This window comes from Streptomyces sp. S465, from assembly GCF_026898115.1.
GTDB classification, from domain to species: Bacteria; Actinomycetota; Actinomycetes; order Streptomycetales; family Streptomycetaceae; genus Streptomyces; species Streptomyces luomodiensis.
On the sequence record NZ_CP114036.1, the window covers coordinates 6,411,503 to 6,423,423 of the forward strand.

Consider the following 11,921-nt stretch of genomic DNA (forward strand, 5'->3'; position numbering starts at 1 on the left):
CGACCCGGCAGGGGGAGACCCGAGGAGCCACGTTGGCTGCTGAGCTGCACGTCGAGCTGGTCGCGGCGGACCGTAGTGTCTGGTCCGGTGCGGCCACCTTGGTCATCGCGCGCACCACATCGGGTGACATCGGCGTCATGCCCGGCCACCAGCCGCTGCTCGGTGTGCTGGAGTCCGGCCCGGTGACCATCCGTTCGGTCGACGGCGGAACGGTCGTGGCCGCGGTGCACGGTGGATTCATCTCGTTCGCGGACGACAAGCTCTCACTGCTGGCCGAGGTAGCGGAGCTGTCCGACGAAATCGATGTCAAGCGCGCGGAGCGGGCGCTGGAGCGTGCCAAGTCGGAGGCGGACGCCGCCGCCGAGCGGCGCGCCGACGTCCGGCTGCGTGCGGTGGCGGGAGCGCACTGAGCCTGTCACGTACGGTCGGAAAACCTCAGCCGCGGACCTCGCTGGAGCTCCCCTTCAGCGGTCCGCGGCTGAGGCGATGCAGGTGCGGTTTTTCCGGATGACGCGAGGAGGTCGGTGAAGATGGTCCTCGCTCTGCTTGTGGGCGGCGTGGTCGTCGCGCTGGTGGTGGTGGGACTCTTCGTCTTCGGTCTCCGGCGGCGGCTGATCCAGCGGTCCGGCGGAACCTTCGACTGTTCCCTGCGCTGGGATCCCCCCGCGAGCGAACCCGAGCCCAGCGGCAAGGGGTGGGTCTACGGGGTCGCCCGCTACAACGGTGACCGCATCGAGTGGTTCCGGGTCTTCTCCTACGCGCCCCGGCCCCGGCGGCTGCTGGAGCGCGCCTCGATCGAGGTGCTGGAGCGGCGCACCCCCAAGGGCGAGGAAGAGCTGGCGCTGCTCTCCGACGCGGTGGTGCTCGCCTGCCGGCACAACGGCATCCGGCTGGAACTGGCCATGAGCGAGGACGCGCTGACCGGCTTTCTGGCCTGGCTGGAGGCCGCGCCCCCGGGCCAGCGCGTCAACGTCGCGTAGCGCCGTCGCCCGTTCGGCCGTCTCCGCTTCCGCTACCTCACCTCGAGTTCCTGGGCCAGCACCGCGGCCTGCACCCGGCTGCGCAGCTCCAGCTTGTTCAGCAGCCGGCTGACATGCGTCTTCACCGTCGCCTCCGCCATGGTCAGCCGCGCCGCGATCTGCGCGTTCGACAGCCCCTGACCGAGACAGGCCAGCACCTCCCGCTCCCGCCGGGTGAGCGTGGCGAGCACCGAGGGATCGGGCGCGGTGGGGGAGGGGACCGGCTGGGGCCGGGCGAACTCCGCGATCAGCCGGCGGGTGACCGCCGGGGCGATCAGCCCCTCGCCGCGCCCCACCGTACGGACCGCCTCGATCAGGTGGCTCGCCTCGCTGTCCTTGAGCAGGAACCCGGCGGCGCCCGCGCGCAGCGCCCCGAAGACGTACTCGTCGAGGTCGAAGGTGGTCAGCACCAGCACATCGGCGAGCTGTTCGGCGATCACCTGGCGGGTGGCCGACACCCCGTCCAGCCGTGGCATCTGGACGTCCATCAGCACCACGTCGGGGCGGAGCGCACGGGCCATCGCCACCGCCTGGAGGCCGTCGGCCGCCTCGCCGACCACCTCGATATCGGGGGCGGACCGCAGGATCAGCACCAGCCCGGAGCGCACCGCGGCCTGGTCCTCGGCGACCAGCACCCGAAGGGGCGCGGACGCGGTGCCGGAGGGCGGGGTGGACGGGATCACGGCGGCTCCTGTTCGCGAGACGGTCATGACGGACGCTGAGCGCTCTCCTCGCCCAGCGGCAGCGCGGCCCGCACCCGCCACACCGTGCCCCCGGGCGCGGTGACGGGTCCGGCGTCGAGGGTGCCGCCGAGCAGGGTCACCCGCTCGCGCATCCCGATCAGCCCGGTGCCGGAGCCGGGTGCCCGGGGGCCGGAGCGGTCGCCGTACGGGCTGACCACGCTGACCTCGAGCGGACCGTCCGCGCGATGCGCCAGCGTCACGTCCACCCGGCCGGGTGCGGCGTGCTTGAGGGCGTTGGTGAGCGACTCCTGGACGATGCGGTACGCGGCGAGTTCGACCGGGGCGGGCAGCGGGGCGGCGCCGTTCGGCCGCTCGTCGCGCAGGACGATGTCCTGGCCGCCGGAGCGGGCCGTGGTGCGGGCCTGCTCCAGCAGGGTGTCGAGCGCCTCCAGCGTGGAGGTGGCGGTCGGTTCCGCCGTCTCCCCGGGGTCCCGCAGCAGTCCGATGAGCCGGCGCATCTCGGCCAGGCCCCGCACGCTGTTCTCCCGGATGACGCCGAGCGCCTCGTCGGTCGCGGCGGGGTCCTTCAGGGAGAGCGCGGCGGCGGAGTGGATGGCGATGGCCGAGAGGTGGTTGGCCACCATGTCGTGGAGTTCGCGCGCCATCCGGGCCCGCTCGGAGACCACCGCCTCCCGCCGCTCCAACTCGGCCAGCAGGGCGATGCGTTCCGCCTCCAGACGGGCGGCCGCGGCCTGCTCACGGTGGTTGCGGACCACGGACCCGGTCCAGGCCGGGGAGAGGGTGAGCAGTGCGACGAACGCGCCGAGCAGCAGCCACTGGGGGTCGCGGAGGACGGCCAGTGGCACCACGGTCGCCAGCGCCGTGACGAGCCAGCAGATCCGGTGCAGGCGCCGGGCGGCCACGGGGCCGGAGTACAGGACGGCCGCGTAGATCAGGTCGGTGTACATCAGCAGCGTCGGGGCCAGCCCGCCGCTGATGATGTCCATGCCGATCGCGGCGGTTCCCACGCCCAGCGCGATGAGCGGGGCCACCCGCCGCAGCACTTCGGCCGCCGAGACCACGGCCAGTCCGATCAGCCCCAGCCACCGGGGCGCGTCGAAGAACGACGGATTGTTGTGCAGCCCCGCCACCCACATCAGCACACCGCCGAGCAGTCCGCCGAGGGCGATCAGTACGTCGTGCCGGTGGGGGCGCGGGAGACGGGGACGGGACGGCATGGCCTCATCACACCACGCGGTGTGCCCGGGAGCCTCCCCCTTGGGGCCGGGCCCACCGGGCGGCGGCGTACATCGAAGGATGCAGTCGGGTTTCGTCGCCGCCGACGAGGCGGGCGGCCCGATCGCCGGGGGAGGGTGGGGGGACGAGGGTGGAGCGAGAGGGGAACACCGTGGTTGTCGCGCTGATCGTCGCCTGTGAGGCCGGCTTCTGGGTGCTGCTGGCCATCGGGCTGGCGCTGCGGTACGTGGCGAAGAAGCCGAAGGCGAGCACCGCGGTGCTGCTGTGCGAACCGCTGCTGGAGCTGGTGCTGTTCGTGACGACCGTGATCGATCTGAGGAACGGCGCCGAACCGGACGGGAAGCACGGTCTCGCCGCCGTCTACATCGGCTACTCGGCCGCGCTCGGCCATCGGACGATCCGCTGGGTCGACGCCCGGGTGGCCCACCGCTTCTTCGACGGGCCGCCGCCGGTGAAGCCGCCGAAGTACGGCATGGCACGCACGGTCCACGAGTGGAAGACCGCCGCCCGCTGGGGGCTGGCCGCGGCCATCGCCATCGCGCTGCTCCAGGGGGCGATCTGGTACGTCGGCGACGACGACCGGATCGGCTCGCTGCGCGACTGGCAGCAGAGGATGCTGTTCCTGATCGGCATCAACCTGGTCATCGCACTCAGCTACACGCTCTTTCCCAAGCGGGAGCGCTCGGCCTCGAACGCCCGCTAGAGCCGTTTTCCTCCCCCGGCCCCGGCGATACGCGGCGCCGGGGCGTAAGGGGTTCCGGGAGGGCTCAGCGGTTCTCGCCGGGAATCCAGAGGACGTCGCCGACCTCCTTGTTGGCCACCCGGGCCAGGATGAACAGCAGGTCCGAGAGCCGGTTGAGATAGGTGGCGGTGAGCGCGTTCATCGAGTCCCCGTACTCGGCGAGCGCCGCCCAGGTGGAGCGCTCGGCGCGGCGCACCACCGTACACGCCTGGTGCAGCAGCGCCGCGCCCGGGGTGCCACCCGGGAGGATGAAGCTGCGCAGCTTCTCCAGGCCCTCCAGGTAGCGGTCGCAGTCCGCCTCCAGCTTGTCGACATAGCTCTGCTGCACGCGCAGCGGGGGATGGGCGGGGTTCTCCACCACCGGGGTGGACAGGTCCGCGCCCACGTCGAACAGGTCGTTCTGGACGCGGACCAGCACCCTGATGATCTCGGCGGGCAGCCCGCCCAGGGCGATGGCCACCCCGATCGCGGCGTTCGCCTCGTTCGCGTCGGCGTACGCGGCGATCCGCGGATCGGTCTTGGCGGTGCGGCTCATATCGCCGAGGGCGGTGGTGCCCGTGTCCCCGGTACGCGTATAGATGCGGGTGAGATTGACCATGGGGCCGAGCCTACGCGGCGGCCCTACGCCCCGGCCTGCCGGAAGAGCCGGGCGCCGAGGGTCACGGCCACCACCGCCAGCGCGGAGGCGACCAGCGCCGCCAGCGCGATCTTCCCGTCCCCGTACTCCCCGGCGAAGGCGGCCCGCACCCCGTCCACCAGATAGCGGAACGGCACGAAGTGCGAGGCGATGTCGAGCCAGCGCGGCCCGAGCGACATCGGCAGCAGGATCCCGGACAGCAGCATCGCGGGCATGGTGAGCGAGTTGATGACCGGCGCGAACCCCTGCGGGGAGGCCACCCGCATCGCCAGCGCGTACGAGAGCGAGGCGAGCGAGACGGTCAGCACGCCGACGAAGACGAAGCCGATGGCCACGCCCAGCACCGGGGCGCGCAGCCCGAGCGCCACGGCGACGCACACCAGCACCAGGGATTGCACCAGCAACTGCACGACGTCCTTGAGCACCCGGCCCATGAGCAGCGCCAGCCGGCTGACCGGGGTGACCCGCATCCGCTCGATGACGCCCGTGCGCCGCTCGAAGACCAGCCCGATCCCGGCGAACGAGGCGCTGAAGAGCCCGAGTTGGACGAGGATGCCGGGGACGATGGTCTGCCAGGAGCTGCCCTGGCCGCCCAGCGGCACATCGGTGAGCAGCGGGCCGAAGAAGACGAGGAAGAGCAGCGGCTGGACCATCCCGAAGACCAGGGCGGGCTTGGAGCGCAGCGTCTGGCGGGCGTAGCGGCCGAAGATCAGGGCCGTGTCGGAGACGAGCTGAGGCATGGGGCCTTCTTCCGGGGTCAGACGGCGAGCGGGGCGGGGTGGCGCGGGGTGGCGCCGCGCCCGGTGATGGCGATGAAGGCGTCCTGGAGGGTGGCGTCCGGCGAGCCGCCGTACTCGGTCTTGAGCCCCGCCGCGGTGCCCTCGGCGGCCACCAGGCCCTGGTCGACGATGACGAGCCGGTCGGACAGGGCCTCCGCCTCGTCCAGGTAGTGGGTGGTCAGGAAGACGGTCATGTCCTGCTCGGCGCGCAGCCGGCGCACCAGCTGCCACAGGTCGGCGCGGCTGCCGGGGTCGAGCCCGGTGGTCGGCTCGTCCAGGAAGAGGATCCCGGGCCGGTGGACCAGGCCGAGGGCGATGTCCAGCCGCCGCCGCTGCCCGCCGGAGAGCGCGGCGCAGGGGCGGTCCAGCAGCTCGGCGAGGTCCAGGTCCCGGGCCAGCTCCGCGGCGCGGGCGGTCGCCTCGGCCTTGTCCATCCGGTAGAGCCGCCCCTGGGTGACCAGCTCCTCCCGTACCGAGACGGTCGGGTCGACCCCGCCGGACTGGGCCACGTATCCGATCCGCCGGCGCACCCCCGCCGGATCGCGGGCGAGGTCGTGCCCGGCCACGGTGGCGCTGCCGCCGGTGGGCGGGAGCAGCGTGGTGAGCATCCGCAGCGTGGTGGTCTTGCCCGCTCCGTTGGGCCCGAGGAAGCCCAGGATCTCCCCGCGTTCGACGGTCAGGTCGATACCGCGCACGGCCGTCACGGGGCCGCGTTTGGTCCGGAAGGTGTGGGTGAGGCCGTTCGTCGTGATGACTGCCATGGGACAAGAAAAACAGGGAGACTCTATTTTTGCAACGACCCCAAAAACCAAGGAGCCCCAGCGAAGTTAGGATGAGGCCATGGCGGAAGGGCTCAGGGAGCGGAAGAAGCGGCAGACCAGGCAGCACATCTCGGACGTCGCGACCGGGCTGTTCATGGAGCGCGGCTTCGAGGCGGTCACGATCGCGGAGATCGCCGAGGCGGCCGAGGTCTCCGTCAACACGGTCTACAACTACTTCCCGGCCAAGGAGGACCTCTTCGTCGACCGCGAGGAGGAGATCGTCGACCGCCCCTCCCGGCTCGTCCGGGAGCGCGCCGTCGGCCAGTCGGCGGCGCGGGCGCTGCTGGACCAGCTGCGCCAGGACATCGGCGAACGGCACCCCTATGTCGGGCTGACCGCGGGCTTCGACCGGTTCCGGCAGGTCATCGTGGATTCGCCGACGCTGATGGCCCGGCTCTTCACGATCCAGGGCAGGGCGGTCAACCGGCTCGGCGGCACGCTGCGCGAAGAGGCCGCCGCCGCGCCGCAGGACCCGACCCCCGAGTTCATCGCCCATCAGCTCGTCGGCGCGGAGAACGCCGTCCGGCGCGCCATCCAGCACGGGCTCGCGGAGGGCGGCAGCGTGGACGAGGTCGCCGAGGACGCCCTCCGTAAGGTCGACGTCATGGAATCGCTCCTCAGCGACACGGTGCTCAACTATGCGGTGAAGAACACACCGTGACGCGCGTTACGAGGGGCTGCCCGCAGGGGTGAACGGGCGTTAAGGTCCGGCACATCGAATTGTCGCGAAAACGGAAGGGTGTGTGTCGTGGCCAAGAAGCTCGCGGTCATCGGAGCCGGACTCATGGGGTCCGGTATCGCGCAGGTCTCCGCCCAGGCAGGCTGGGACGTGGTGCTGCGTGATGTGACCGACGAGGCGCTGCGGCGCGGTACGGACGCCATCCGGAGCTCGTACGAGAAGTTCGTCGCCAAGGGCAAGCTGGCGGCGGAGGAGGCCGAGCGGGCGCTGGGCCGGATCACCACCACGACCGACCTCGACGCCGCCGCCGAGGCCGATGTCGTGGTGGAGGCGGTCTTCGAGAAGATCGAGGTCAAGCGGGAGATCTTCGGCGCCCTCGACGAGCTGGTCAAGGACGACGCGATCCTGGCGTCGAACACCTCCGCCATTCCGATCACCAAGATCGCCGCGGCCACCCGGCGCCCGGAGCGGGTCGTCGGCACCCACTTCTTCTCGCCGGTCCCGATGATGGGACTGTGCGAGCTGGTCCGCGGCTACAAGACCAGCGACGAAACCCTGGCCGCCGCACGGGAGTTCGCCGAGGGCGTGGGCAAGACCTGTATCGTCGTCAACCGCGATGTCGCGGGCTTTGTCACCACCCGGCTCATCTCGGCGCTCGTCGTGGAAGCGGCGAAGCTGTACGAGTCGGGGGTCGCCACGGCCGAGGACATCGACACCGCCTGCAAGCTGGGCTTCGGTCATGCGATGGGACCCCTCGCGACGGCCGATCTGACCGGCGTGGACATCCTGCTGCACGCCACCGACAACATCTACACCGAGTCTCAGGACGAGAAGTTCGCACCGCCGGAGATCATGCGCCGGATGGTCGATGCGGGGGACATCGGCCGCAAGAGCGGCGAGGGCTTCTACCGCTACTGAGGGTCCTGGTGCGGCGCCAGGGCCGGAACTCACCCTCGCGGGTGAAATCGGTATCGGTTCGCTTACAGACGGCAACTTCCTCGTATGAGAGGCAGTCAGTTCTGTAGACAGAAATGGCGCATTGACGACACGACGCACCGTAGTGGGGAGCGCATATGCACATCAGGGGCGACCACGCCGAGCTGGTCGTCGGGGGCCGACTGGACGTCCGGAGCGCGGCGGACGCCCGTACGGCCCTGCACACCGCCGTCGACGCCGGCGGCGGGGATCTCGTTCTCGACCTCACCGAACTGGACTCCTGGGACGCCACCGGACTCGGGGTGATCATGGGTGCGCACCGCCGGGCCGGCCGGATGGGCAGACGGCTCGTGCTGCGCGGGGTGCCGCCCCAGATGCAGCGGCTGCTGGTGGCCACCCGGCTGCACCGCATCCTGGCGATCGAAGGCGGTCTGGAGGCGGAGTCGCTGCCGCGGGTCTGAGCGGCGTACGCCGGTTGCCCGGGGGCGCGTTGGCGGGGGTGGCGCGTTGCCCGGGGTGGCGCGGGCGCCGTCCGGCGCGGTGGATACTGTGAGCAGGTCAAGGCCGTCGCATACGGCCCGGGGTTCGGTGGACGCCGGACGCACTCTCTACGGCGGCACCGGACCAGAAGCGAAGGCAGGCCGGGGAGCCTTACAGCACGCCACGCCTCTGGGGGGCAAGGACCATGGACCCGAAGAACGACAGACCGGAAGAGCACGGTCACGACGACGCCGGGCCGGGCGGGGCCTCCGGCGCGCCTGTGACGGACGGCGACGGCTCGTCGTCGCGCCCGTCCGCCGCACGTGTGCCGGGGCTGTCGGGAGACGAGCCGACGCCCCCTCCGGGCGGGCCGGTGCCCGGCTCGTCCGCCCCTTCGGTTTCCTCCGCCTCCACCGGCTCTGCTGCCTCCACCGGCTCTGCCGCGGGGCCGGTCCGCACCGCGCGCATCGTCACCGGTGACCATCTGCTGACGGTCAACCCCGTGGACGGCAGCGAGATAGAACCCTGCCCGCCCGGAGAGCGCCCCGACCGCCCCGAGCGCCACGGCCCCGACGAGCGCGAGGAGTTGCGCCGCGCCGCCGCCGCGCCGCGTCCGTCCGGCACCGTCGTACCCGAGCTGCCGGTGCTGGAGCGCGACGACGAGCGGGACCGGCTCGCCCGGCTGGTCGCCCGCGGCCGCTCGGTGCGGGTCACCGGGCCCTCCGGCGCGGGGCGCAGCACCCTGCTGGAGGCTGTCGCCGCCGACTGCGAGCGGCTCGCGCCCGACGGTGTCGTACGCCTCTCCGGCTACCGCCGCACCCCCACCGACCTCCTCCACGACCTCTACGCCGCCGTCTTCAGCGCCCCGCTGTACCGGCCCGACCGGGCGGAGCTGCTGGACGCGGTCCAGGAGATCGGCGCGGTCGTCGTCCTCGACGACATCGAGTTCGGCGGCACCGCGCTGGACGAGTTCCTCGACGCGACCCCCGAATGCGCGTTCCTGATCTCCGCCACTCCCGACGTCCCGGACCCGTCCCCCGACGCGCACCTCGAGGAGGTCTCCCTCTCCGGGCTCAGCCGTACGGCCGGTCTCGAACTGCTGGAGCGGGCCGCACGGCGGCCGCTGGCGGAGGACGAGGTGAGCTGGGCGGCGGATCTGTGGTTCGAGTCCGAGGGGCTGCCGCTGCGCTTCGTGCAGGCGGGCGCGCTGCTGCGGCAGCGGGACGCCCTGCGCGACGCCCCCGCCGAGCCGGAGGCGGACGAGGGCCACGAGGCCGCGCTGCCCTCGCTCGCCGAGGCGGCGTCCCCCGCCGCGCTGCTCGCCGCCCGGCTGAGCGAAACGGCCCGCGACGCCCTGCGGTTCGCGGTCGCGCTCGGCGGCGAATGCCCGCACCGGGCCCATCTGCCCGCGCTCACCGGGGACACCCACGCGGACGCGGCCCTCGGCGAACTGCTCGGCTGCGGCCTCGTCACCCCGGCCGGATCGCACTACCGGCTGGCGGCGGGCGTCACCGCCCACCTCGCGCAGGAGGGCTACGCCGACGAGGACGCCGGGCGTGCGCACACCCTCGCCGAGCACTACGCCTGGTGGGCCGGCCACCGCTCGGTGGCGCCCGAGCGCGTGGCCGCCGAGGCCGACGCGATCCTCGCGGCGATGGCCGCGCTCATCGGCAGCCGCGAGGCGGGCCACGCCGACGCCGCCGTGCGCCTCGCCCGCGCCGCCGCACCCGCCTTCGCCGCGGCGCTGCACTGGGGCGCCTGGGAGAGGGCGGTGCGCCACGGCCAGGAGGCCGCGCGGCTGGCGGGACAGGTCGCGGACGAGGCGTACTTCCACCATGAGCTGGGCGTCCTCGCGCTGTGCACGGGCAATCTGGACCGGGCCCGCGCGGAGTTGGAGGCGTCGATCGGGCTGCGCGGCGTCCTCGCGGACAAGCGGGGCACGGTCGCGGGCCGGCGCGCGCTGGCCCTGGTCGCCGACCGCTCGCCGGGCTCGGCGATGGCCGGGGCGTTCGGGGTGAGCGGCAAGGGCCGTACGGGGGCGGGCGAGGGCGTGGCGTCCTCGAGTGCGTCTTCCGGTGCGCCTTCGGGTACGTCCTCGGGCGCGTTCGCGGGTGCGTCCTCGGGCGCGTTCTCGGCGGCGGGCGCCGGGCCGGACGACACGGAGACCACGATCGTCACCCCGAAGGTGGCGGCGACGACGTCGCTGGCCGCCCTGGGCACCACGGCGGTGACGGCCACGGCGGCGACGGCGGCGATCCCGGCCGTCTCCCGGACCTCGGTGGCCGCTTCCGCCACCCCGGCGGCCCCGGGCGCCGCGTCCGCCTCCGCCGGGTCGTCCGCCGGGCTCTCCGGCGGCAAGCCGCGCGGTCTGCGCCGCCTGGCGGCGCACGGTGCCCGGCGCAATGTGGTCGCGGCGGCCGCCGGTGTGCTGCTGGTGGCCGTGCTCGGCACCGTGGTGACCCTGGGCGCCACCTCGGGCAACGACCACGACGCCCCCACCGACAAGGTCAAGCCGGGCCGGTCGGCCACGCAGCGGGACGACGACCCGACCGCCGACGAGCCCACGAGCGGCACCAGTCAGGCCCCCCAGCCGGGCCTCAGCGGGGCGCCGCAGGCGCCCGCGTCCCCGTCCGTGCCGAGCAGCGGCTCGCCCAGCGGGTCCCCGGCGTCGGGCGGCCCGTCGTCGACGAGCGGCGCGCCCTCGGACAGCGGGCAGCCGCCCTCGCCGCCGTCGTCGGACCCCACGACCCAGCGTCCGAAGCCCACGAGCAAGCCGCCGACGGACAAGCCGACGACCCCGACCGGTCAGCCCAGCGAGCCGACGCCCTCGACCTCCGCCCCGACCACGACCCCCACCGACGGCACCTCCAACACCGCGAGCGCCCCCACCACCCACACGGCCTCGGCCACCGCCGGCCCGGTCGGGGCGTAACCCCGCTCCCGCCGCGGCCGGACGCCGGACGCACACGCACCGGGACACCAGGCGGACGCCGGGCGGACCGCAGGCGGACGCCGGGCGGCCACAGGCGCCGGAACGAGCCGGATCCCGCCCGGCCCCCGTGGCGCGATGTGGTCGGCTCAGGGGCCGGGGAAGGGTCCGTACGACAGAAGAAGGCCCGGGGCCGTCGGCCCCGGGCCCCAGCGGCCGGTCAGAAGAGGCGGAGCTTGTCGTCCTCGATGCCCCGGAGCGCGTCGTAGTCCAGCACCACGCAGCCGATGCCCCGGTCGGTGGCGAGGACGCGGGCCTGGGGCTTGATCTCCTGGGCGGCGAAGATGCCCTTCACCGGGGCGAGATGCGGGTCCCGGTTGAGAAGTTCGAGATAGCGGGTGAGCTGCTCGACCCCGTCGATCTCACCACGGCGTTTGATCTCCACGGCGACCGTCGCGCCGTCCGCGTCGCGGCAGAGAATGTCCACGGGGCCAATGGCAGTGGGGTATTCACGCCGAATAAGCGTCCAGCCATCGCCGAGTGTCTCGATACGGTCGGCGAGCAGCTCCTGGAGATGCGCCTCGACCCCGTCCTTGATCAGCCCGGGGTCCACGCCGAGTTCGTGCGAGGAGTCGTGGAGGATCTCCTCCATCGTGATGATGAGCTTCTCGCCCGCCTTGTTCACGACCGTCCACACATCGCCGTCGCCTTCCTTCAGCGTGCACGGCGGAGACATCCAGTTGAGGGGTTTGTAGGCCCTGTCGTCCGCGTGGATGGACACGCTGCCGTCGGCCTTGACGAGGATCAGACGGGGTGCCGAGGGAAGGTGGGCGGTGAGGCGGCCGGCGTAGTCCACAGAGCACCGGGCGATGACGAGACGCATGGTCGGCAACGCTACTCGACCACCACCGCCTCACGCGATTCGTCCGTCGATGGCCCCCTTCGGCGATGGCTGGTTG

13 protein-coding genes are annotated in these 11,921 nt (G+C 72.8%); 7 read left to right on the forward strand and 6 right to left on the reverse strand.

What is annotated here, in order from left to right; translation table 11 throughout:
* Positions 1 to 32: 32 nt before the first annotated feature.
* Complete coding sequence (locus tag N6H00_RS27205) at positions 33 to 410, forward strand: F0F1 ATP synthase subunit epsilon (protein WP_268974449.1); 378 nt, start codon at positions 33 to 35, stop codon at positions 408 to 410.
* A gap of 120 nt (positions 411 to 530) precedes the next feature.
* Positions 531 to 980: a DUF2550 domain-containing protein gene (locus N6H00_RS27210; RefSeq protein ID WP_268974450.1), complete on the forward strand. Its 450-nt coding sequence runs from the start codon at positions 531 to 533 to the stop codon at positions 978 to 980.
* A gap of 32 nt (positions 981 to 1,012) precedes the next feature.
* Here the strand turns inward: N6H00_RS27210 and N6H00_RS27215 are convergent, their stop codons facing one another.
* Positions 1,013 to 1,702: a response regulator gene (locus N6H00_RS27215; protein ID WP_268974451.1), complete on the reverse strand. Its 690-nt coding sequence runs from the start codon at positions 1,700 to 1,702 to the stop codon at positions 1,013 to 1,015.
* 23 nt (positions 1,703 to 1,725) lie between these two features.
* The gene (locus N6H00_RS27220) at positions 1,726 to 2,940 is read right to left on the reverse strand and encodes a sensor histidine kinase (protein ID WP_268974452.1); all 1,215 of its coding nucleotides are present in this window, start codon (positions 2,938 to 2,940) and stop codon (positions 1,726 to 1,728) included.
* Positions 2,941 to 3,110: 170 nt separating this feature from the next.
* Between N6H00_RS27220 and N6H00_RS27225 the strand changes: the two genes are divergently transcribed.
* Positions 3,111 to 3,662, forward strand: a complete 552-nt coding sequence (locus N6H00_RS27225) for a hypothetical protein (protein ID WP_268974453.1) — start codon at positions 3,111 to 3,113, stop codon at positions 3,660 to 3,662.
* A gap of 64 nt (positions 3,663 to 3,726) precedes the next feature.
* On the opposite strand, the gene N6H00_RS27230 is transcribed toward N6H00_RS27225, so the two are convergent.
* From N6H00_RS27230 to N6H00_RS27240, 3 genes are read right to left on the reverse strand one after another with little or no spacing between them, the layout of a single operon-like run.
* Entirely contained in the window at positions 3,727 to 4,299 is a 573-nt protein-coding gene (locus N6H00_RS27230) for a cob(I)yrinic acid a,c-diamide adenosyltransferase (protein ID WP_268974454.1), read from the reverse strand.
* 23 nt (positions 4,300 to 4,322) lie between these two features.
* Positions 4,323 to 5,078: an ABC transporter permease gene (locus N6H00_RS27235; protein WP_268974455.1), complete on the reverse strand. Its 756-nt coding sequence runs from the start codon at positions 5,076 to 5,078 to the stop codon at positions 4,323 to 4,325.
* Positions 5,079 to 5,095: 17 nt separating this feature from the next.
* Complete coding sequence (locus N6H00_RS27240) at positions 5,096 to 5,878, reverse strand: ABC transporter ATP-binding protein (RefSeq protein WP_268974456.1); 783 nt, start codon at positions 5,876 to 5,878, stop codon at positions 5,096 to 5,098.
* A 79-nt stretch (positions 5,879 to 5,957) separates the two neighbouring features.
* Between N6H00_RS27240 and N6H00_RS27245 the strand changes: the two genes are divergently transcribed.
* The 4 genes from N6H00_RS27245 (at position 5,958) to N6H00_RS27260 (ending at position 10,965) form a co-directional block, all read left to right on the forward strand.
* The gene (locus N6H00_RS27245) at positions 5,958 to 6,599 is read left to right on the forward strand and encodes a TetR/AcrR family transcriptional regulator (protein ID WP_268974457.1); all 642 of its coding nucleotides are present in this window, start codon (positions 5,958 to 5,960) and stop codon (positions 6,597 to 6,599) included.
* 87 nt (positions 6,600 to 6,686) lie between these two features.
* The gene (locus N6H00_RS27250) at positions 6,687 to 7,535 is read left to right on the forward strand and encodes a 3-hydroxyacyl-CoA dehydrogenase family protein (protein ID WP_268974458.1); all 849 of its coding nucleotides are present in this window, start codon (positions 6,687 to 6,689) and stop codon (positions 7,533 to 7,535) included.
* Positions 7,536 to 7,690: 155 nt separating this feature from the next.
* Positions 7,691 to 8,014 carry an STAS domain-containing protein gene (locus N6H00_RS27255; RefSeq protein ID WP_211123629.1) on the forward strand — a complete coding sequence of 108 codons (324 nt, stop codon included), beginning with the start codon at positions 7,691 to 7,693 and terminating at the stop codon, positions 8,012 to 8,014.
* A gap of 224 nt (positions 8,015 to 8,238) precedes the next feature.
* Positions 8,239 to 10,965, forward strand: a complete 2,727-nt coding sequence (locus N6H00_RS27260; protein WP_268974459.1) for an ATP-binding protein — start codon at positions 8,239 to 8,241, stop codon at positions 10,963 to 10,965.
* Between the two features lie 217 nt (positions 10,966 to 11,182).
* On the opposite strand, the gene nucS is transcribed toward N6H00_RS27260, so the two are convergent.
* Positions 11,183 to 11,845, reverse strand: a complete 663-nt coding sequence (gene nucS / locus N6H00_RS27265) for an endonuclease NucS (protein ID WP_030823911.1) — start codon at positions 11,843 to 11,845, stop codon at positions 11,183 to 11,185.
* Positions 11,846 to 11,921 lie beyond the last annotated feature (76 nt).

What these genes read in the sequence shown, in the direction of transcription:
- N6H00_RS27210 (WP_268974450.1), top strand. Translation starts at nt 531, where the DNA reads ATGGTCCTCGCTCTGCTTGTGGGCGGCGTGGTCGTCGCGCTGGTGGTG.
- N6H00_RS27220 (WP_268974452.1), bottom strand. Translation starts at nt 2,940, where the DNA reads ATGCCGTCCCGTCCCCGTCTCCCGCGCCCCCACCGGCACGACGTACTG.
- N6H00_RS27230 (WP_268974454.1), bottom strand. Translation starts at nt 4,299, where the DNA reads ATGGTCAATCTCACCCGCATCTATACGCGTACCGGGGACACGGGCACC.
- N6H00_RS27235 (WP_268974455.1), bottom strand. Translation starts at nt 5,078, where the DNA reads ATGCCTCAGCTCGTCTCCGACACGGCCCTGATCTTCGGCCGCTACGCC.
- N6H00_RS27240 (WP_268974456.1), bottom strand. Translation starts at nt 5,878, where the DNA reads ATGGCAGTCATCACGACGAACGGCCTCACCCACACCTTCCGGACCAAA.
- N6H00_RS27245 (WP_268974457.1), top strand. Translation starts at nt 5,958, where the DNA reads ATGGCGGAAGGGCTCAGGGAGCGGAAGAAGCGGCAGACCAGGCAGCAC.
- N6H00_RS27255 (WP_211123629.1), top strand. Translation starts at nt 7,691, where the DNA reads ATGCACATCAGGGGCGACCACGCCGAGCTGGTCGTCGGGGGCCGACTG.
- N6H00_RS27260 (WP_268974459.1), top strand. Translation starts at nt 8,239, where the DNA reads ATGGACCCGAAGAACGACAGACCGGAAGAGCACGGTCACGACGACGCC.
- nucS (WP_030823911.1), bottom strand. Translation starts at nt 11,845, where the DNA reads ATGCGTCTCGTCATCGCCCGGTGCTCTGTGGACTACGCCGGCCGCCTC.